Raw genomic sequence first — 20,344 nt, forward strand, 5'->3', positions numbered from 1 at the left:
TCTGATAGAAGGCGACACGAGCGGCCTCTTCCCTGGGGGAGCCGCTCGCATCCCGGAGAACCGCATGTCCGTCAGCCTTCGTCCGTCAACCCGGCTCCTCGGGTGGGTCCTGCTGTGCGCGGGTCTGTTGCTCGGTTGTGGCGAGGACTCACCGCCCCAGCAGTTCGCGCCTCCGCCGCTCATGCCCGACGCCGTCGCCTCCAGCGTCGTGCTGACGCCGGCGCGGCAGCTCGTCGCGAACGGCGAGGACCGGGGCGAAATCGCCGTCTACGTGAGGGACGCGGATGGCGCGCCCATGGCCGGCCGTACGGTCGCCGTGGCGGTGTCGGGCGAGGGCAACGTGGTGGCGCAGCCGGCCCGGACGGATGCCGCGGGCCTGGCGGTGGGCTCCGTGGTCTCCACGCGCGGCGGCGTCAAGCGGGTGACGGTCTCCGTCGCGGCCGAGGGCGGCTCGGTGGTGCTCGTGTCCCAGCCCACGTTCACCTTCGTCTCGCCCGTGGCCACCCGGCTCGTGTTCTCCACGTCGGTGGTGGATGGCTCGGCGGGCGCGCGGCTTCCGACGTTGTCCGTTCGCTTCGCGGACGAGGACGGACGGCTGGTCGCGGATGCCACGTCTCCCGTGACGCTGTCGCTCCCGGTCAATCCGGAGGGCGCTGTCCTGGAGGGGACGCTCACCGTGACGCCGGTGAACGGCCTCGCGCAGTTCGACGACCTGCTCGTCCGCAAGGCCGTGGTGGGACGCAAGCTGGTGGCGAGCGCGCCGGGCGTGGCGGACGGCACCCTGGATTCGTTCAACGTGCTCCCGGGCGCGCCCGCCTCCCTGGAGGTCGAGGGGCTCGAGGCCGTCGCCGTCGCGGGCACGCCGCGCTCCGCGCAGGTGACGGTGCGTGACGCCTCCGGCAACGTGGTCACGACCTACCGGGGCACGCTCGGGCTGCTCGCCACGGATGCCTCGGCCGCGCTGCCTGCGCCCCATGCCTTCACCCCGCAGGACATGGGCCGCTTCACCTTCACCGGCATCACGCTGAACCGCGCCGGCAGCCACCAGCTCACCGTGCGCGACGTGGACGTGGCGGTGCTCAGCACGCGGCGGACGGTGGGCGTGGTGGCCGGCGCCGCGTCGGTGCTCGCCATCACCCGCGCGCCTCCCGCGGCCTCCGTGCGCGGCGAGCTGTCGCAAGTGACGGTGGAGCTCCACGATGCCCACGGCAACGTCGCGCTGGTGGGCGCGCCCCAGGTGACGCTGGCGCTGGAGGAGGGCATCCCGCTCGTGGGCGTCACCCAGCTGGCGCCGGTGGACGGCGTGGCCCGCTTCACCGGCCTGCGCGTGGACTCGGATGGCGACCATCACCTGCTCGCCACGGCGAGCGGGCTCGCGCAGGCCCGGAGCCAGACGCTCTCCATCATCGATGACCTCCCGCCGGCGCAGCCCACGCTCGCGCTCGGGACGCCGGGCACCGACTCGGTGACGCTGACGTGGACCGCCGTCGGAGACGATGGCCTCCTGGGCCGGGCCACGGCGCAGTCGCTGCGCTACTCGGTGTCTCCCATCGTCACCGCCGCGGACTTCGACGGGGCCACGCCCGTGGGCGGTGTGGGAACTCCCGCGGAGCCTGGAACCGCCGAGTCCGCCACCATCGGGGACCTGACGCCGCAGCAGACCTACCACGCGGCGCTGCGCGTGACGGACAACCGGGGCAACACCGCGCTCTCCAACAGCCTGGCCTTCCAGACGCAGAGCAACGACGTGACGCAGGTGGCCTTCACCCCGCAGCCCGCGTCGGGCACCGCGGGGCAGCCGCTGGCGGAGGTGGTCGTCTCCCTCCTGAATCCGCAGGGCGACGTCGTCACCGCGTCCACGCTGCCCGTCACGCTGTCGCTCGTCGGCGGCGCGGACTTCGAGCCGGTGCAGGTCTCCGCGGTGGCCGGCGTGGCGCGCTTCACGAACCTGGTCCTCGAGGAGGCGGGCACGTACCGCTTCGTCGCCACCGCGAACGGGCTGACCGTGCAGAGCGAGGAGTTCGACATCGACGCGGCCGCGCCCGCCGAGCTGGTGCTCACGGGGCTCGCCTCCACCGTCACCGCGGGAGACGAGTCCACGGTGACGATGACGGTGGTGGACGCGTTCGGCAACCCCGTGCGGAACTTCACGGGCGCCGTGGCGCTCACCTCCACGGACCCGGACGCGGTGCTCCCCGCGAGCCACACCTTCACGACACAGGACGAGGGCATGCACGTCTTCGGCAGTCCGGTGGTGCTGGTCACCACGGGCCTGCAGCGCGTGACGGCCACGGGCCCCTCGCAGCTCACCGGCTCGGTCGAGGCGCAGGTCACAAGCGGGGTACCCCACCACTTGACGCTCGAGGGGCTCCCCGCCGAGGTGGAGGCGGGCTCCGAGCACGTGCTCACCCTCAGCATGAGGGATGCGTTCGACAACGTCGTCACCGACTACATGGGCATCGTGGAGCTCGAGTCGAGTGATGCGCAGGCTGAGTTCCCCTTGACGCTCGACTTCGCGGCCCCGAACGCGGGGCAGCTCACCTTCACCGCGGCCCTGAAGAGCACGGGCACGCACACCCTCACCGTGTCGGAGGCGGGGGGCGGGCTGTCGGTCGAGGTCCAGGCGGAGGTGACGCCAGGGCCGGCGGTGTCGATGCTCCTGTCGGTCGCGACACCGATGCCCACGGTAGGTCAGCCGGTCGACGTCACGGTGACGCTCCAGGATGCGTACGAGAACCCGGCCTCGGGCTACCGGGGCACCGTGGAGGTGCGAGTGGCCCAGGACCCGGGGGCCACCCTCCCGGCCCCCTTCACCTTCACCGAGGCCAGCGCGGGCGTGCACGTCTTCAGCGTGACGTTCTCCGAGTCGGACACCATGACCGTCCTGGCCGAGGACACCGAGGCCCCGGCGCTGACCGCGTCCCAGGAGGTGAACGTGCTGGACGCCCCGCCGTCTCCGGCGCTGCCGGTCCGGACGCCCCCTCGTCGGTAGTCCAGCCGACAGCCGGGGAGGGCCCACGTGCCCTCCGGGGGTGGGGTGGGGGCGGCCCACTGTCGGCCAGCGTGCCGTCCGGCCGTGAAAGGCTGCTGCTCGTGAGCGGCGGGCGGATTACCTTTGCCCCGCATCCTTCCGTCGCTCCTCGGAAGAACGCGAGGAGCGTGGGTGAAACCCGTCAGCACGCTCAGGAGAGCAGCCCGTGTCTGAAACGCCCGTCACCGACGCTGTCCGCCTCATCACCTGTCCGCCCGCCGAGTTCCGGCGCTCCGGAGAGGCCGCCATGGAGGCCACGCGCGCCGGCATCGCCCGCCTCAAGGGCCTCAAGGCCCCCTACGACGTGGTCCAGGTGCTGGAGCTCTACGACGAGGCCATGGCCTCGCTCGACGACGCGGCTGCCCGCGCGAGCGTCGCCCGGCACTCTCACCCGGAGGCCGCCATGCGCGACGCCGCCGAGGCCGCGGAGCAGGAGCTGGAGACGCTCGCCACCGACATCCGCATGGACCGGGGCGTCTATGACGTCCTCGCCTCGCTGGATGTGTCCGGCCAGGACGCGCAGACGCGCAAGTGGGTGGAGAAGGTGCTGCGCGACTTCCGCCGCTCCGGCGTGGACCGCGACGACGCCACCCGCGCGCGCGTGAAGGCGCTCAACGACGAGCTGGTGAAGATTGGCCAGGAGTTCAGCCGCAACATGCTCCAGGACACGCGCACCGTGTCCCTGCCGCCCGCGGCGCTGGACGGCCTGCCGGAGGACTACGTCCGCGCGCACCCGCCGGGCGCCGACGGACAGGTGGTCATCACCACCGACTACCCGGACATCATCCCGTTCATGACGTACTCGCGCGACGCCAAGGCCCGCGAGCAGATGTGGCGCGCCTTCCGGCTGCGCGGCCACCCGAGCAACACCGACGTGCTCGAGCGCATGGTGGCCCGCCGCCACGAGCTGGCGACGCTCCTGGGCTTCCGCAACTGGGCGGCCTTCGCGACCGAGGACAAGATGATTCGCGACGAGCAGGCCGCCGCGGACTTCATCGAGCGGATTTCCCAGGCGTCCGGCGCGCGGATGCAGCGGGACTACGCGCTGCTGCTCGAGCGCAAGCGCCGCGACGTGCCGGACGCGGCGCGCGTGGACCCGTGGGACCAGGCCTACCTGGAGGACCGCATCAAGGCGGAGCAGTACGCGTTCGACTCGCAGGCGGTGCGTCCGTACTTCGAGTACTCGCGCGTGAAGCAGGGCATGTTGGATTTGACGGCGAAGATGTTCGGCGTCACCTACCGGCGCATCACCGACGCCACGGTGTGGCACCCGGACGTGGAGGCCTACGACGTGCTGGAGGACGGCGCCGTCAAGGGGCGCTTCTACCTGGACATGCACCCGCGCGCGGACAAGTACAAGCACGCGGCCCAGTTCACCCTCACCAGCGGCAAGGCCGGACGCCGGCTGCCCGAGGGCGTGCTGATGTGCAACTTCCCCAAGCCCGGCGCCGAGCCCGCGCTGCTCCAGCATGACGACGTGGAGACGTTCCTCCACGAGTTCGGCCACCTCTTGCACCACATCTTCGGTGGCCACACGCGCTGGGCCGGCGTGTCGGGCGTGCGCACGGAGTGGGACTTCGTGGAGGCGCCGTCGCAGATGCTGGAGGAGTGGGCGCGCGACGCGCCGAGCCTGCAGACCTTCGCGAAGCACTATCAGACGGGCGAGCCGCTGCCCGCGGAGCTGGTGACGCGGATGCGCCGCGCGGAGGAGTTCGGCAAGGGCCTGTGGGTGCGCCAGCAGATGTTCTACGCGGCGCTCAGCCTGGAGATTTACCGGCGGGAGCCGAAGGGCCTGGACGCCACCGCGCTCGTGCGCGAGCTGCAGGGCAAGTACACGCCGTTCCCCTACGTGGAGGGGACGTACTTCCACCTGTCCTTCGGGCACCTGGAGGGGTACTCGTCGAACTACTACACGTATATGTGGTCGCTGGTCATCGCGAAGGACCTCTTCACGGTGTTCCAGAAGCAGGGCCTGCTGTCTCCGGAGCCCGCGAAGGCCTACCGCCGCGCGGTGCTGGAGCCGGGTGGCTCCGACGACGCGGCCCGGCTGGTCCATGCCTTCCTGGGCCGCGACTACGACTACACCGCCTACGAGGCCTGGCTGAACAAGGCCGCGTGAGCGTGACGCCGGGCTGACGGGTGGGGTGCTCCGCTGATGGGGCACCCCATTCTCGTTTCCGCGCACGCACCCCTCGCCGGAGCTTCGTTTGACGCGTTGTGTGCGATAATGATAATGAGTCGCACAATCAAATAGTGCGACTTCACGCCCAGGCTGGTATGTGGGGCCGCGCTTCCCGAGCGACCTCTTGCGTTCGCATGCGAGCGCACCGGCTGGATGAAACCGTGAGCACTTCTGACAAGCGTTCGTTCCTTCCCTTCGCGATTCTCGGTGTCGTGGCCATGCTGGCCGTCATCGGCGTGGTGGTGAAGCTCCAGCAGCCCCCGGCGGAGGTCGTCACGGCGCCGGCGGTGGAGCCCGCGTCCGGCGCGAAGGCGGCCACCGTCACCATCCAGCATGCGCGAGGGGAGTCGGTGGTCCCCTTGAATCCGCGGCGGGTGGTGGTGTTCGACCTGGCGGCCCTGGACATCCTCCAGGCGCTGGGCGTGGACGCGGTGGTGGGCGTGGCGGGGGACCAGTTCCCGCTGCACCTGGCCCCGTTCGCGGACGCGAAGTACCCGCGCATCGGCACGCTGTTCGAGCCGAACTACGAGGCCATCAACGCCGTGCGCCCGGAGCTCATCATCACCGGCGGCCGCTCCAGCGCGAAGTACGACAGCCTGTCGCGCATCGCCCCCACGGTGGACGTGCCCATGGGCGGCGCGCGCTACATCGACACCGTGGTCGCCAACACCGAGCTGCTCGCGCGCATCTTCGGCAAGGAGGAGAAGGCGCGCGAGCTGGTGGATGGCCTGCGCCAGTCGCTCGCGAAGCTGAAGGAGACGACGGCCAGCCGGGGCAAGGGCCTGGTGGTGCTCGTCACCGGTGGCCGCATCAGCGCCTATGGGCCGGGCTCGCGCTTCGGCGTGGTGCACGAGGACTTCGGCGTGCCCGTGGCCGCGGACGGGCTCAAGGCGTCGCTGCACGGCGAGGCCATCGGCTCGGAGTTCATCCGCGAGAAGAACCCGGACTGGCTCTTCGTCATCGACCGCGACGCGAGCATGGGGCAGCAGGGCGGGGCGAAGCAGGTGCTCGACAACGAGCTGGTGCGCCAGACGACGGCCTGGACGAAGGGGCAGGTCGTCTACCTGGACCCGCTCAACGCGTACCTCATCGGCGGTGGCATCCAGGCGGTGGGCCTGCTGCGAGACCAGGTGGCCCAGGCGTACGCCACGCCCGCTCCCTGATGCGCCTCTTCGTCGCCGGCATCGTCATCCTCCTCCTGGCGCTGGGCAGCCTGCTCATCGGCGTCGGCGACGTGTCGTGGCATGCGCTCGTGACGCCGAGCCCCGATGAACAGGCGCTCCAACTGCTGGTCATCAGCCGCATCCCCCGGCTGCTGGCGGTGATGCTGGTGGGCACGTCGCTGGGCGTGGCGGGGCTGCTGTTGCAGATGCTCGTGCGCAACCGCTTCGTGGAGCCCTCCACCGCCGGCTCCGCCGAGTCCGCCAGCCTGGGGTTGATGGTCGCCGCCGTCCTGGCGCCGCAGCTCCCCGTGGTGGGCAAGATGCTGGTGGCGGCCCTGTTCGCGCTGGGGGGCACCGCGCTGTTCCTGCTCATCCTGCGCCGGATTCCGCTGCGCTCGGTGCTCATCGTCCCGCTGGTGGGGCTGGTGCTGGGCAGCGTCTTCGACTCCGTCACGACCTTCTATGCGTACCGGTTGGACCTGCTCCAGTCGGTCAACGCGTGGAAGACGGGGGACTTCTCCACCATCCTGCGCGGGCGCTACGAATTGCTCTGGCTGACCTTGGGGCTGACGTGCTGCGCGTATGTCGCGGCGGACCGCTTCACCGTCGCGGGCATGGGCGAGTCGTTCACCACCAACCTGGGCATGAACTACACGCGCATCATGGGGCTGGGGCTGCTCATCGTCTCGCTCGTCACCGCCATGGTGGTCGTCACGGTGGGCATGGTGCCGTTCCTGGGCCTGCTGGTCCCCAACCTGGTCAGCATGTTCACGGGGGACAACGCGCGGAAGGCGATTCCCTGGGTGGCGGTGGGAGGCGCGGGCTTCGTGCTCCTGTGCGACATCCTCGGCCGGGTGGTGCGCTTCCCGTATGAAATCCCGGGGGCGACCATCGCGGGGGTGCTGGGCAGCGTGCTCTTCCTCTCCGTGCTGTTGAGGCGGGACGCCCGTGTCGGTTGAGAGCCTGATGGTGGAGCGGCGCCCGGAGCGCACGCTGTTCATCCTGGGCGGGGTGATGGTGGGCGTGGCCGTGCTGTTCCTGCTCTTCGGCGCGAGCGGCCAGTGGGACTTCGTGCTGCCCTTCCGCGGGCGCAAGCTGGCGACGGCGCTGCTGGTGGGCTACGCCATCGCGGTCTCCACGGTGCTGTTCCAGACGGTGTCGGGCAACCGGGTGCTGACGCCCGCCATCCTCGGGTTCGACAACCTCTACGTCTTCATCCAGACGTGCCTGCTCTACTTCCTGGGCTCGGGCAAGGCGTCGAGCCTGGACCCGAGGCTGCGGTTCGGCGTGGAGGTCCTCATCATGGTGGCCTTCTCGGCCGTCCTGTTCTGGGGGCTCTTCGGTGGGGGAGGGCGCAGCCTGCACCTGGTGCTGCTGACGGGCGTGGTGCTGGGCGTGCTCTTCCGCAGCCTCGCGTCCTTCCTGCAGCGGCTCATCGACCCCAACGAGTTCATCTTCCTCCAGGACCGCTTCTTCGCGAGCTTCAACAACCCGGACCAGGAGCTGCTCGTCGTCGCCTTCGTGCTGACGCTGGGCGTGTCCGTGGTGGGCTTGCGGATGCTCAAGACGTTCGACGTGCTGGTGCTGGGGCGGGAGACGGCCATCAACCTGGGCGTGGACCACCAGCGCACGGCGGCCATCATCCTGGTGCTGGTGGCCATCCTGGTGTCGGTGTCGAGCGCGCTCGTGGGGCCCGTCACGTTCTTCGGCCTGCTGGTCTCCAACCTGGCCCACACGCTGGTGCGCACGTACCGTCACGCGCTGGTGCTGCCCGCCGCGGCGCTCATCGCGGGGGTGTGTCTGGTCGCGGGGCAGTTCGTCCTGGAGCAGGTCTTCGCGTTCAACACCAGCCCCCGCGTCATCATCGACTTCGTGGGCGGGCTGGTGTTCATCGGGATGCTGATGAGGAGGGCGCCGGTATGATCGAGGCCAGGAACGTCACCAAGCGCTACGGCGGCTCGCTCGTGGTCGACGACGTCACGCTGACGCTGCCCGTGGGCGGAATCACCTCCATCATCGGGCCCAACGGCGCGGGCAAGTCCACGCTGCTGTCGATGATCAGCCGGGTGATGCCCATGTCCTCGGGCGTGGTGCTGGTGGACGGGCTGGATGTGCGCACCACGCCGGGGGACGTGCTCGCCCGGAAGCTGGCCATCCTGCGCCAGGACAATCACCTGACGTCGCGGCTCACGGTGCGGGAGCTGGTGACGTTCGGCCGCTATCCACACTCGAAGGGGCGGCCCACGGTGGTGGACCGCGAGCACGTGGAGCGGGCCATCCAGCACATGGGCCTGGAGGCGCTCTCCGAGCGGTTCCTGGACGAGCTGTCCGGTGGCCAGCGCCAGCGCGCCTTCGTGGCCATGGTGCTCTGTCAGGACACGGACCACGTGCTGCTGGACGAGCCGCTCAACGGCCTGGACCTGAAGCACTCGGTGGCGATGATGAAGCAGCTTCGCACCGCGGTGGACTCGCTGAAGAAGAGCATCGTCATGGTGCTGCACGACCTCAACTTCGCGTCCTGCTACTCGGACCACCTCATCGCCATGCGCGATGGCAAGGTGGCCTTCCAGGGACGCCCCCAGGACATCATGCGGCCCGACATCCTGCGGGCCGTATATGACCTGGACATCTCCATCCAGTGCATCGACGGCGACTGGATTGCCACGCACTACCGCTGACGCCCGCTGCCCCTGCCCGTGGAGCCCCCCGTGGCGGGCGTCGGTGGCGAGACTCCGCTCTGACCCTCAGTTGCGTCCCCACCGACGAGGGCGCTCGAAGCGGAAGAAGCCGCTGGCCTCCTCCTGGCCGATGCTCTCCGCCTCGGCGCCGAAGTAGCGCGAGCGGATTTCGACGAGGCGCGCCTCCAGCTCCTCACCGGAGAGCTCCTTCGCGAGCGCCTGACGCTCGGCCATGTACCGCAGGCCCGCGTCCCACCGCGCATCACGACTCTGGTCCAGCGTGTCCCAGCGCTTCAGCGCCTCGTCGTCCAACCCCAGCTCCCGGCGGATGGCGCGCAGGTTTCGCGAGCGCTCCTCCGCGGACATGGCGCCCAAATCGGTCTGCACCGAGGACACGTCGAGGAAGCGGTTCATCAGCTCCTGCTGGTGCCGCTCGAGCACGGCCCCGAGCTGCTCCCCGTGCACCTCCTGGAGCCGCTGCTTGAAGGTGGAGATCTTCTCCTCCACGCTCTTGCCCTGGAGCGAGTCGAGCGAGCGCAGCGTGTCGCCGATGGCCTGGTTCTTCAGCTCCGCCGCCCAGATGCGGTCCGCCACGTCCTTGCCGAACAGCCGGTTGCGCGCGTCGCGGATGGCCGCCCGTCGCTCCTGCTCGCTCAAGCCCTTGAGGTAGTGGTCATTGTCGCGGACCCACTTCTCGTAGTCCTCGCGGTTGCGCAGCATCGCCGCCAGCGTGTCGTAGTGCTCCGGGAAGTGCGCCTTCAGGAAGGCCAGCAGCTCCTCCCGCCAGCGGTCCGGATAGCGCTGCTGGAAGAAGCGCATCAGGTCCTCGACGAGGCGTATCTGCGCGTGCGGCTCGCTCAGGTTCTTCCCGTAGCGCCCCTTGAGCGACGCGGCCAGCTCCTCCAGCTCCGTGTCCGTGGGCTCCGGGACCGGGGCAGGGGAGGGCCGCGCGCCGCTCGTCGTCACAGGGGGCACCGCGCCGCCCGGCACCGTCGGCGCCACGGCCGCTACGGGCACACCCGGCGGCTGCACGGGCGTCACCTCCGGCGCGTCCTCCCGCAGGAGCGTCACCCCGAGCCCCGCGAGGAGCAGCACCCCCGCGCCCACCAGCAAGACCTTCAAGCTCCGTCGCATGGCCATGTCTCCGGGCAGGGCGTGGGGAACCGGGAGGCCCTGCACCGCGGCCTCCCGGTGTGCGGCGCGTCAGTCGACCTTGGCGATGTAGTCGATGATGGCCGCGTAGAACTCCATCTCGCTGAACGTGTCGGGGCCGATGCCGATGACGTCCACGTGGTCCTGGTTGATGACGCTGGACATGGAGGTCTGCTGGAGCGCGCTGGGGGCGTTGATGTTGCTGACGTAGCCCAGCGCCGAGTCCTGCGCGACCAGGTCCGCGCCCAGGCGCTCCGTGTAGCGCAGGCGGTAGCCCATCTGCTGCGAGTTGATGCCGACCAGGCCGTCGTCGTCCTGCTCGTTGCGGATGCCGTCACCCTTGCCGGCGGCGCCGTCGTTGTCGCAGTCGTCCGCGCACGCGCCGTCCCCGTCGATGTCGAAGAAGAACTGACGCACCAGCCACAGCGCCGGGTTGACGCTCAGGCCGCTCTGCGCCGTCACCAGCGAGGCGTAGTGCGCCGCGTACGAGGCGTTGATGGGGTTGGCCACGTTGAAGGCCTTGGCGCCCGTCGTCTTGCCGTCGTTCGCGTCCGCGTCGTTGTAGATGAGCGCCTTGAGCGCCGCGTAGCCGTCATTGCCCGGCCCGTAGACGACGTCACCGTAGATGCGGAACAGCGCGTCCAGCACACTGGTGACGCCCGGGCCCAGTTCCAGGACGTACTTCGCCACCGGCGAGCCCCGGTGCGGCGAGGACACGCTCACCAGCGCCTTCACCGCCGTGTAGCCCTTGCGCTCGCGCAGCACCTTCGCCGCCTTGCGCGCGTCGATGCCGCCCTGCGAGTGGCCCACCAGGTTCACGTAGGCCGAGCCCGTGGAGGCCATGTAGCCCTCCACGTCGTTGGCCAGGTCCAGGCCGCGCACGTCGGAGCTCTGCAGCGGCTGCACCGCGGCGGCGAACGCCTTCTGCTTGCTGTTCAGGTCCCCGTTGCAGCTCACCTCCAGGAACTCGTCGCACGGGTCGCCCACGAACACGCCGTAGTCGTCACCCCAGTAGTCGTACCCGAGGATGTCGTCGAACCCGCCCAGCCCGTGCGCGAACACCACGGGGTACGTCGTCTTCTCCGCGGCGAGGGCGGGTGCGGCCACGCCCAGTACACCCACGGCCAGGACTGCCAGGAACAGCGGCGGCTGTTGCTTCATGGGGACTCCTTGCTGGTGAGGATTGCCTGCTGCAACCGATGCACGTCGGACCCGGAACCGGGACGCCAGCCTTCGGACACTGCGAAGGCCCCCACCGGTACGGCCCAGACCTTCCCCACGACCAGGCGAGTCCCGAACTCCGGGCGTATCAGTGCACCAGGGTTGATTCGCGAGTCAATACATCGCGCCGCGTCAGCCCCGCCGGACGAGGCGGACGTTCTGTGGTGCACTGCGTTGTCTGTGATTGCGCGACGCGTCGTCCTGGTGCGTTGACTTCTGTCGCGCCGTGTCGACGCCGGAGCCGTCCCGCTCGCCCCTCCCAGGATGGAGGGGGAGCGCGGGGCCCCGTCCCGTCACTCGAGCGACGGGGCGGGGCGGACACCCGTGACTACGGCTCGACGGGGGTCTGCTGGATGCGCCAGATCTCCTCCGCGTACTGCTTGATGGTGCGGTCGGAGGAGAAGATGCCGGCGCGGGCGACGTTGATGATGCACTTGCGCGCCCAGGTGTCCGCGTCCTGGTAGGCGCGCACCACCTCGTCCTGCTTGGCCGCGTAGGACGCGAAGTCCGCCAGCACCAGGTAGCGGTCCTCCTCCAGGAGGCTGTCCACCAGGGGCTTGTAGAGGCCGCGGTCCTCCGGGGAGAAGAAGCCGGTGGAGATGAGGTCCAGCGCCTCGCGCAGCTCCAGGTTCTTCTCGTACTCGTCGCGCGGCCGGTAGCCGGCGCGCTTCCTGGCGATGACCTCGTCCGCGGTGAGGCCGAAGAGGAAGAAGTTCTCGTCGCCCACCGCCTCGCGGATCTCCACGTTGGCGCCGTCCAGCGTGCCCAGCGTCAGCGCGCCGTTGAGCATCAGCTTCATGTTGCCCGTGCCGGACGCCTCCATGCCCGCCGTCGAAATCTGCTCGGACACGTCCGCGGCCGGGATGATGCGCTCGGCCAGGCTCACCCGGTAGTTGGGCGCGAAGACGACCTGCAGCCCCGTCGTGCCCGCGTCGCTGTTGACCACCTCGGCGATGCCGTTGATGAGCCGGATGGTCAGCTTGGCCAGGTGGTAGCCCGGCGCCGCCTTGGCGCCGAACAGGAACGCGCGCGGGTGGATGATGGTGCCCGGGTCCCTGCGCGCCCGCATCCACAGCGCGACGATGTGCACCGCGTCCAACAGCTGGCGCTTGTACTCGTGCAGGCGCTTGATCTGCACGTCGAAGATGGCCTCCGGGTTGAGCCGCACCGAGCGGAGGTCCTGGATGTGCCGCGACAGGTCCTCCTTGTTGGCGCGCTTCACCTCGCGGAACGCCTTGCGGAACGCGGGGTCCTCCGCGTGCGGCTCCAGCTCGCGCAGCTTGTCCAGGTTGGTGGCCCAGCCCTCGCCGATGCGGGAGGTGATGAGCTTGGACAGCCGCGGGTTGCACCACGCCAGCCACCGGCGCGGCGTCACGCCGTTGGTCTTGTTGTTGAAGCGCTCCGGGTACATCGCCGCGAAGTCCGGCAGCACGTCCCGGCGCAACAGGTCCGTGTGCAGCGCCGCCACGCCGTTGATGCTGTGGCTGCCCACCACCGCCAGGTGGGCCATGCGAATCTTCTTCTCCGGCCCCTCCTCCACCAGGCTCATCCGCCGCAGCTTCTCCTGGTCATAGGGGTAGCGGATCTGCACCTGGCGCAGGAAGCGCTGGTTGATTTCGTAGATGAGCTCCAGGTGGCGCGGCAGCAGCCGCTCGAACAGCGTCGCCGGCCACTTCTCCATCGCCTCCGCCAGCAGCGTGTGGTTGGTGTAGCCGAACACCGCCTGCGTAATCGACCAGGCCTCCTCCCAGCCCAGCCGCTTCTCGTCCACCAGCACGCGCATCAGCTCCGCCACGCCGATGGCCGGGTGCGTGTCGTTGAGCTGGATGGCCGCCTTCTTCGGGAAGTCCCTGAAGTCGGTGTGGTTCTTCAGGTAGCGCCGGACGATGTCCGCGATGGAGCACGCGACGAAGAAGTACTGCTGCTTGAGCCGCAGCTCCTTGCCCGCCTGGAACGCGTCGTTGGGGTAGAGGACCTTGGAGATGACCTCCGAGTCGTTCTTCTCCACCACGGAGCGCTCGTAGTCGCCCGCGTTGAAGAGCAGCAGGTCGAACTCCTCGGACGCCCGCGCCTGCCACAGTCGCAGCGTGTTCACCGTGTCGTTGTGGTAGCCCGCGATGGGCGTGTCGTACGGCACGCCCACCACCGTCTTGCCGCCCACCCAGCGCGCCACCGGCTTGCCGTCCGGCCCCTGGTGGTGCTCCACGCGCCCGAAGAAGCGCACCGGCACCGCCTTCTCCGGCCGCACGATCTCCCACGGGTTGCCGAACTTCAGCCACTCGTCGGCGCGCTCCACCTGGTAGCCGTCCACGATGTCCTGCGTGAAGATGCCGAACTCGTAGCGGATGCCGTACCCCATGCCGGGGTAGCCGAGCGTCGCCAGCGAGTCCAGGAAGCACGCCGCCAGCCGCCCCAGGCCGCCGTTGCCCAGGCCCGCGTCCGGCTCCATCTCCAGCAGGTTGGTGAGGTCCACCCCCACCTCCCGCATGGCCTCGGCGGCCGCGTCGTGCATGCCCAGGTTCAGCAGGTTGTTGCCCAGCGCCCGACCCAGCAGGTACTCCGCGGACAGGTAGTAGGCGCGCTTGGCGTCCTTCTCGTAGTACGTGCGGGCCGTGCGCACCCAGCGGTCCGCCAGCCTGTCACGCACCGCCAGCGACAGCGCCATGAAGCGGTCATGCGCGGTGGACGTCTCGTAGTTCTTCCCGCGCGAGTAGCGCACGTGGTCCAGGAACGAGCGGCGCATGGACGAAGCGTCGCGCCCGGTGCGGCCCCCATCGTCCGCCGTGGACGTGGACGGGGCGGCGGGGCGCTGCGAGGAGGAAGAGGCGGGAGAGGCCATGTCGCGAGAGGTCTCCATCCGAGGTGTGTCGTCGAGTGGGATGCAACGAACGCAGAGGGCGGTCAGGGTAGCGCAGCCGGAAGGCCCGGCACATGCGGAAAGCGCGGAGCCAGGGAGGGGGAGGATGCTCCCTGGCAAGGACCTGGGACGTCCAGGGACGATGTGACACGCGCGCCCATCCGCTCGCTTTCCCACACGGCCCTCGTGGAAGGGCCGCCCTCCGGGGCGCCGTTTGATGTAGAAATCAACGCTCATGGCCTTCCCGAAGAATGACTTGGACCAGCGCCTGGCGCTGGTGCGGCCGGAAGACACGGTCCGCGGCCTCATCTTCAACGCGGTGTTGATGCTCGCCGAGCGGCAGCTGGGCCCGGACTCCGCCGCGCGCCTGCGCGAGCCGCTCTTCAAGCGCTCACCGGTGGACTTCTTCTCCTACTCCGCGGTGGACGCCATCCGGTTGCTGTACGCCACGTCGGAGGCGCTGGAGCGGGCGGGGCGCTACCCCACGCAGGAGGACGCGGTGCGCGCGTGCGGCGCCGCGGCCGTCACCGGGTTCTTCTCCTCCACGGTGGGCCAGACGCTCACGCGGCTGATTGGCAAGGGGGACCCCAAGCGCCTGTTGTCCAACGCGCCCACGGCCTACTCCACCCTGGTCAGCTACGGGCGCCGGGAATACAGCGTGTTGCACGAGCGCCACGTGCGCCTGTCCTTCCAGGGCGACATGCAGCCGGTGCAGTTCCACGAGGGCGTGCTGCAGGAGGCCCTCAAGGCCATCCAGTGCAACGGCCGCGTCGTGGGCACGCCCCACGGCTACTTCGCGGCGGACTACGACATCACCTGGGAGTCGTAGCCCGCCGGTACCGCCTCAGGGCGCGGCCGGGGCCTGCCCCGCGACGGCGGCCACGGAGACGGCCTCCATCTGCGAGGCCAGCTCCTGCGCCTTGGCGAGGAAGTCCGGGAGCAGCTGCTTGGGCAGCGGGTCCGCGCGGGGGAACTGCTGGTTGAGCGGGTTGGTGTAGCTGCCGCCGCGCTTCATGCCGAAGTGCAGGTGCGGCCCGGTGGAGCGGCCGGTGTTGCCCGAGTAGGCGATGACCTGCTTCTGGCTGACGCGGGCCCCCACGCGCACGCCCTCGCCCAGCTTGGACAGGTGCATGTACTGGGTCTCGAAGCCGTTGGCGTGGCGCAGCACCACCATGTTGCCCGCGGCGCCGGCCCACCCGGCCTGCGTCACGGTGCCGTCCGCCACCGCCCACACCGGCGTGCCGATGGGCGTGCCGTAGTCCACGCCGTTGTGGTTCTTCAGGTACTGGAGCACCGGGTGGAAGCGCGAGCCGAACTTGCTGGTGACATGCGCGTACTTCAGCGGGCTCTTGAGGAAGGTCTTCTTCGCGCTGGCGCCGTCCTCCTGGAAGTAGTTGGGCTGGCCGTCCGGCAGCACGTACCGGTAGACCTTCTTGGGGCCGACCAGGCCCCCCTGGTACTGCGCGGCGAGCACCTCGCCGTAGCGCAGCACGCGGCCCTTGGAGACGAACTTCTCCACCAGCGCGCGGGCCGTGTCGCCCTTGCGCACGTCGCGGTAGAAGTCGATGTCCCAGGCGAACACGTCCGCCAGCACCATGCCGATGGCCGGGTCCTCGCCCGAGTCCACCGCCGCCTCGTAGAGCGACGTCTGGATTTCGAGCGACACCACCGACACCTGCTTCTCCACCTCAATCGCGCGCTTGCTGCCGACGAACTTCTCGCCGTCGCGGCGCACCTGCCACTCGTCCACGAGGCTCTGGCGGTAGTCGAAGAAGTCCAGCTCCCCGTCGCGCAGGACGATGCGGAACTGGTCCCCCACGCGGGAGCGGCGGAAGTCGAACACGCCCTCGAGCGCGGAGATGACGGCCGTCACCTGCGCGTCCGGCAACTGCGCCTCGTGCAGCGCGCCCGCCAGCGTCTGGCGCGGTTCGATGCGGCGGTTCTTGATTTCATACCGGACAGCGGCCTCCGAGGAGGTCACCGCCAGCAGGGCGGCCAGGGCACAGAGGGGGGAGAATCGCATGGGGCGGGCGCGAGTCTAGTGGACACCCCCGCCCCTGCCCAATCGACGGCTCGGGAAATCCCGCGCTCGGCTGCTCGGCTGCTTCGGGAAGCGGGGCCTCAGGCCGGCCGTCGGCGACGGGCCGCGAGGAGCATCAGCGCGCCCACGAGGCCCAGGGGCGCGCCGCCTCCTGTCGAGGCGCAGCTGTGCATCCCGGGGCGCTGGGGCGGCTCGAAGGGGGGGCCCCCATCCGGCTCCTCACCCGCGTCGGGTGGGGGAGGACCGGCATCCGGCGTGCCCGCGTCCGGGGTGCCCGCGTCCGGGGTGCCCGCGTCCGGAGTGCCCGCGTCCGGGTCCGTCGGCTTGGGCCTCACGGTGACGGTCACCCTGTCAGTGGCGGCGACATCGGCCACGCGGACGGTCAGCTCGAAGTCGAGCTGGAGCTCCTGCTCCGGTCCCACGTCCGGGGCGGTGAAGCTGGGGGCCGCCGTGTCCGCGTCGCGCAGCGCCACGGCGGCGCCGCCCACCTGCCGCCAGGAGAACGCGAGCGGCACCGAGCCCCGGTCCGAGCTGCCCGAGCCATCGAGTGTCACCGTGGCGTCGGCAATCACGCGCTGGTCCACGCCCGCCTCGGCGAGCGGACGGCAGGGGGCGGTGGACTCCGCGACGCGCTCGAGGAAGGGGGGCGTGGCCGTGCCCTGCACGGTGATGTTGTCGACCTCCCAGCCGTGGGCCCGGAAGACGAGCGACGAGGCCGCGCGGAAGCGCAGCTTCACCGTCTTGCCCTGCAGCGCGGTGCCGAAGTCCAGCGTGACGCGCTCCCGCTGCGGCCAGCGCGGGTTCCTCGCGGCGTAGGCGGGACGGCCACCCAGACTGTTCCCGGTCCGGGTGTCGAGCGTGCCGGTGTAGCCCGGCGTCACCCAGGCGGTGACGTCCTTCCAGTCGTCCGGCTGGTTCGCCACCACCTCGGTGAGCTCGATGACGCCGCCGTTCCAGTAGTCGAAGGTGTTCGGCCCCGGGTTGTGCCGGAAGTCGAACCCATGCCGATGGTCGAACGACAGGACGAACGTGTTCCCCGAGGGGATGCTCAGCACGGGCGTCTGCAGCGCCGTGTCGGAGAACTCGTAGACGTCCGGCGCGAACCAGACCTGGTCCCGGGCGTCGAGCGGTGAGGGGACGACGCGCCAGCGCTGCTCCTCGGTGCCGCCCAGCACGGTGGAGGTCCACGTCGTGCGCAGGCCCTCGACCGTGTCGGTCATGGCGGGCGCCAGGTCATAGTGGAGCAGCACGGAGTGGGCCTGCTCGACGCTTCGCTGACACGCCTCGCTGCTCTCCAGGGTGACGCGGTAGCTGGCGCTTCGCGCCGACGACAGCGACGCGGCGAGCGCGATGGGGACCTCGACCACGCCCGTGCCGAAGGCCGCGACCTCGGCCACGGTGAAGGAGGCCCCCCGGGGGAACGTCAGCAGCGCGTCGTCGCTGACCACCCGCACCGTCGCGCGCTGCGCGGGGAGGGGCCCGTGGTTCTGGACCTCCACGCGAACGAGCCCCTCTTCCGAGGCGTCGAGCACGCCGTCCGCGTCGCACGAGCGCCGCCCGTCCACGATGCGCACGGCCGCCAACCGGAGGTCCGAGTGGGCCTCGCCGTCCTCCACCACCGCGTTGTGCTCGGTGGAGTCCCGGGGCGGGGAGACCGCGCACGTGCCAGCGCCCCGTCGCGCGAAGGCCCGGGCCATCGCCTCCAGGTCGTCCCGCCGCCCACGGGCCCGGGCCGCCATCAGCAGCGCGTCCCGCTGCTCGGTGAAGGTGGCGTCCGCGGGCGCGAGCTGCAGCGCGTCCACGACGTAGTCCGCCATGCGACGCCGCGTCTCCGCGAAGGGGCGGGCGTTCTTGCGCCCCTCGTCGAGCAGCGCCTGGTAGGCCTCGAAGAGCAGGGTGGCCCAGACCTCGCCCGCGTTGTGCATCTGCGCGTTCTCCAGGCCGTTGTCGCGCAGATAGTCCTGGTCGGGCAGGCCCGCGTCGTTGGCGATGTGGCGCAGCCGCAGCCCGTTGAGGTCGAGGTTCGTGGAGTAGGGCGTGCGACGCACCCCGAAGTACGTGCTCTGGCCGAAGGCCTGCGCCGCATGGGCGCCCACCGCGTACGTGCCCTGGGGCGCGTCCGTCTCCCGCACCATCATGAGCAGGGCCAGGAAGTCGCTCCAGCCCTCGCCCATGGCCCGGCACTGCGGCTCCGCGCAGAGCGTCAGGCGGCGGGACAGGATGTGCCCCCACTCGTGGGCGACGATGGTGTTGTCCAGCGAGGCGTCGCGCAGGGGCACAGGCGCGCGCGTCATGGCGCCGGTCAGCGAGCCGCGCGACAGCAGCTCCTTGAGCGCCAGGCCGTCCTCGAGCGTGATGGAGAGCGTGGCCAGGCCCGTGGTGAGCGTCGCGTCCACGTCGAGCATCTCCGGAGGCGGCTCGCCGGGGACATGGTTGATGACGACCAGCCCGGCGGCCCCCGCGTTCTCCGCGTTCACCGCCTTGAGCTCGTAGATGCAGCCGCCCCGGTCCGCCAGGACGATGGCCCCGGTGACGTCGTTCTGGAGCGGCTCGCACGCGTCGGTGCCCGCGCCCGTGCCGTCCTCCGCCAGGGCCAGCGGATGCTGGGACTGCTGGATGCGCTGCGGGCCGAACTCGGCCTTGCCCGTGACGTAGCGCGTACCGCCCACGGTGAACGCGCGCGCCTCCTCCGTGTCCCAGAGCGAGAACTCCAACCGGGGCGACAGCCCGTCCCGGGGCACGTACGCGCTGGCCAGGTTCCGCGCCTGCGCGTCCGGGCCCAGGTTCTGCGCCTCGGCCAGCACGGGGTCCCCCCCCAGCCCTCCCGGAGCGTGACTCACGTCCTGTGCGTTGCCCGCCGCCTCGTCGAAGCCCGAGTCGTAGAAGTAATCGTGCAGCCAGTTGGTGGTGTAGAACAGTTGCACCACCGAGGCGGACACCTGCTCCACGCTGTCGAGGGGCGCGGCTTCCGGGTCGTAGACGTGGGGGAAGTCGCGCGTGCCGGGCGTCACCTGCGCGCGTCGGTCCTGGCCCTCGGTGTAGCCATCCGGGTCGAAGTGGTCCGCGTAGGCGTGGACGTTGTTGCCCCAGGTGGTCGTGGCGCCCTGGGGGAGCCACGGGAACACGCGACCCGACTGCGCGTGCACCCGCCCCTCGTGCGTGAGCTGTCGGGGCGCGACGAAGCCGGGCTCGGCCGTCTCGGGGTTGCCCGTGCGGTGCGGCGAGTAGTCCTCGTGGGGGTTGTCCGCGGGCGTGCCGTCCGCATCCGCCCAGACGCGATACGAATAGGCGTCCTGCGCCACCCGGTCCTCGCGCAGCAGCACCTGGCCCGTGGCCGCGTCGAGCACGTGCAGGAAGCCGCGCGCGGGGGCGTCCCCGGCCCGCGTGGAGAGCGCGTCCACGGCGTAGGCGGGCACCAGCCGGCCCCCGGAGGGGAAGTACAGCCGCGTGACGCGCGCGGGCTCCACCAGCCGCAGGCCCGCGCGTTGGAGCGTGCCGCCGGGCGCCAGGTCGAAGCGGGGCGCGTCCGCGTGCGCGAAGCCGGCGGCCACCACCTCGCCCACCAGCGACAGCCCATGCACATCCCCCAGGGCCCGCAGCACCGCCTCGGACGCGGGCAGCGTGAAGCCTCCGTCCCGCGTCAGCCGCGTCGCGTCCGCGTGCATCGCCGCCACGCCGCCGTGCAGGTTCCCCGTGAGCCCCACCAGCTCCAGCCCCCGGTCCAGCAGCACCTTCAGCTCGGTGCGCCCCACCTCCAGGCCCGCCACCCGCTGGCGGAAGAACACGATGATGCCGCCCCGGCCCGTGTCGTGGACCCGATGGACATACACCGACGCCAGCTCAGCGGCACTCAAACCATACAGTGACGCTTGTTGTTCCAGATAGACGCGGGCCGCGGCCTCCGGGGTGTCATGGACACGCAGGCCTGGCGCCGCGCCACGCTGCCCGGCCCACACCACCGTGGGGTGGCCCCGCGCCTCGTCCCGCGACAGCACTGTCACGATGTGAGGTTTTTCCGC

At 70.5% G+C, this 20,344-nt stretch carries 12 protein-coding genes; 7 read left to right on the forward strand and 5 right to left on the reverse strand.

The annotated features are described in order from the left end of the window. Positions 1 to 64 precede the first annotated feature (64 nt). The 6 genes from VZQ01_RS29375 to VZQ01_RS29400 all read left to right on the forward strand — a co-directional run bounded on the left by VZQ01_RS29375 (position 65) and on the right by VZQ01_RS29400 (position 9,054). Positions 65 to 2,992 carry an Ig-like domain-containing protein gene (locus VZQ01_RS29375; protein ID WP_426745299.1) on the forward strand — a complete coding sequence of 976 codons (2,928 nt, stop codon included), beginning with the start codon at positions 65 to 67 and terminating at the stop codon, positions 2,990 to 2,992. A gap of 205 nt (positions 2,993 to 3,197) precedes the next feature. Then, complete coding sequence (locus VZQ01_RS29380) at positions 3,198 to 5,150, forward strand: M3 family metallopeptidase (RefSeq protein ID WP_223748076.1); 1,953 nt, start codon at positions 3,198 to 3,200, stop codon at positions 5,148 to 5,150. Between the two features lie 224 nt (positions 5,151 to 5,374). Then, a complete protein-coding gene (locus VZQ01_RS29385; protein WP_408889418.1) occupies positions 5,375 to 6,376 on the forward strand; it encodes a siderophore ABC transporter substrate-binding protein in 1,002 nt (333 codons plus the stop codon). Beyond that, positions 6,376 to 7,335 (forward strand): ABC transporter permease, encoded by a 960-nt coding sequence (locus VZQ01_RS29390; RefSeq protein WP_426745300.1) that lies wholly within the window; start codon positions 6,376 to 6,378, stop codon positions 7,333 to 7,335. The genes VZQ01_RS29385 and VZQ01_RS29390 overlap by 1 nt, the downstream gene beginning before the upstream one ends. After that, a complete protein-coding gene (locus VZQ01_RS29395) occupies positions 7,325 to 8,299 on the forward strand; it encodes an iron chelate uptake ABC transporter family permease subunit (protein ID WP_223748079.1) in 975 nt (324 codons plus the stop codon). Before VZQ01_RS29390 ends, VZQ01_RS29395 begins: the two co-directional genes overlap by 11 nt. Beyond that, positions 8,296 to 9,054 carry an iron ABC transporter ATP-binding protein gene (locus VZQ01_RS29400; RefSeq protein ID WP_248541861.1) on the forward strand — a complete coding sequence of 253 codons (759 nt, stop codon included), beginning with the start codon at positions 8,296 to 8,298 and terminating at the stop codon, positions 9,052 to 9,054. Before VZQ01_RS29395 ends, VZQ01_RS29400 begins: the two co-directional genes overlap by 4 nt. 66 nt (positions 9,055 to 9,120) lie before the next feature. On the opposite strand, the gene VZQ01_RS29405 is transcribed toward VZQ01_RS29400, so the two are convergent. The 3 genes from VZQ01_RS29405 to VZQ01_RS29415 form a co-directional block, all read right to left on the reverse strand. Beyond that, on the reverse strand, positions 9,121 to 10,188 hold the full coding sequence (locus VZQ01_RS29405) for a hypothetical protein (RefSeq protein ID WP_426745301.1): 1,068 nt from the start codon (positions 10,186 to 10,188) through the stop codon (positions 9,121 to 9,123). Between the two features lie 69 nt (positions 10,189 to 10,257). Then, the gene (locus VZQ01_RS29410; protein WP_223781729.1) at positions 10,258 to 11,367 is read right to left on the reverse strand and encodes an esterase/lipase family protein; all 1,110 of its coding nucleotides are present in this window, start codon (positions 11,365 to 11,367) and stop codon (positions 10,258 to 10,260) included. A 388-nt stretch (positions 11,368 to 11,755) separates the two neighbouring features. Beyond that, the gene (locus tag VZQ01_RS29415; RefSeq protein ID WP_223748083.1) at positions 11,756 to 14,266 is read right to left on the reverse strand and encodes a glycogen/starch/alpha-glucan phosphorylase; all 2,511 of its coding nucleotides are present in this window, start codon (positions 14,264 to 14,266) and stop codon (positions 11,756 to 11,758) included. A gap of 253 nt (positions 14,267 to 14,519) precedes the next feature. Here VZQ01_RS29415 and VZQ01_RS29420 point away from each other — a divergent pair, with 253 nt between their 5' ends. Beyond that, entirely contained in the window at positions 14,520 to 15,113 is a 594-nt protein-coding gene (locus VZQ01_RS29420) for a TIGR02265 family protein (RefSeq protein WP_223748084.1), read from the forward strand. 15 nt (positions 15,114 to 15,128) lie between these two features. On the opposite strand, the gene VZQ01_RS29425 is transcribed toward VZQ01_RS29420, so the two are convergent. Both VZQ01_RS29425 and VZQ01_RS29430 read right to left on the reverse strand, forming a co-directional pair. Then, positions 15,129 to 16,307 (reverse strand): M23 family metallopeptidase, encoded by a 1,179-nt coding sequence (locus tag VZQ01_RS29425; protein WP_223748085.1) that lies wholly within the window; start codon positions 16,305 to 16,307, stop codon positions 15,129 to 15,131. A 98-nt stretch (positions 16,308 to 16,405) separates the two neighbouring features. After that, the gene (locus tag VZQ01_RS29430) at positions 16,406 to 20,326 is read right to left on the reverse strand and encodes a M36 family metallopeptidase (protein ID WP_426745302.1); all 3,921 of its coding nucleotides are present in this window, start codon (positions 20,324 to 20,326) and stop codon (positions 16,406 to 16,408) included. Positions 20,327 to 20,344: the final 18 nt, after the last annotated feature.

Origin of the sequence: Myxococcus faecalis, from assembly GCF_050039385.1 — a bacterium.
GTDB classification, from domain to species: Bacteria; Myxococcota; Myxococcia; order Myxococcales; family Myxococcaceae; genus Myxococcus; species Myxococcus fulvus.

Coding starts and splice junctions, on each gene's coding strand:
- VZQ01_RS29375 (WP_426745299.1), top strand. CDS start 65: ATGTCCGTCAGCCTTCGTCCGTCAACCCGGCTCCTCGGGTGGGTCCTG.
- VZQ01_RS29390 (WP_426745300.1), top strand. CDS start 6,376: ATGCGCCTCTTCGTCGCCGGCATCGTCATCCTCCTCCTGGCGCTGGGC.
- VZQ01_RS29400 (WP_248541861.1), top strand. CDS start 8,296: ATGATCGAGGCCAGGAACGTCACCAAGCGCTACGGCGGCTCGCTCGTG.
- VZQ01_RS29405 (WP_426745301.1), bottom strand. CDS start 10,188: ATGCGACGGAGCTTGAAGGTCTTGCTGGTGGGCGCGGGGGTGCTGCTC.
- VZQ01_RS29410 (WP_223781729.1), bottom strand. CDS start 11,367: ATGAAGCAACAGCCGCCGCTGTTCCTGGCAGTCCTGGCCGTGGGTGTA.
- VZQ01_RS29415 (WP_223748083.1), bottom strand. CDS start 14,266: ATGGCCTCTCCCGCCTCTTCCTCCTCGCAGCGCCCCGCCGCCCCGTCC.
- VZQ01_RS29420 (WP_223748084.1), top strand. CDS start 14,520: ATGGCCTTCCCGAAGAATGACTTGGACCAGCGCCTGGCGCTGGTGCGG.
- VZQ01_RS29425 (WP_223748085.1), bottom strand. CDS start 16,307: ATGCGATTCTCCCCCCTCTGTGCCCTGGCCGCCCTGCTGGCGGTGACC.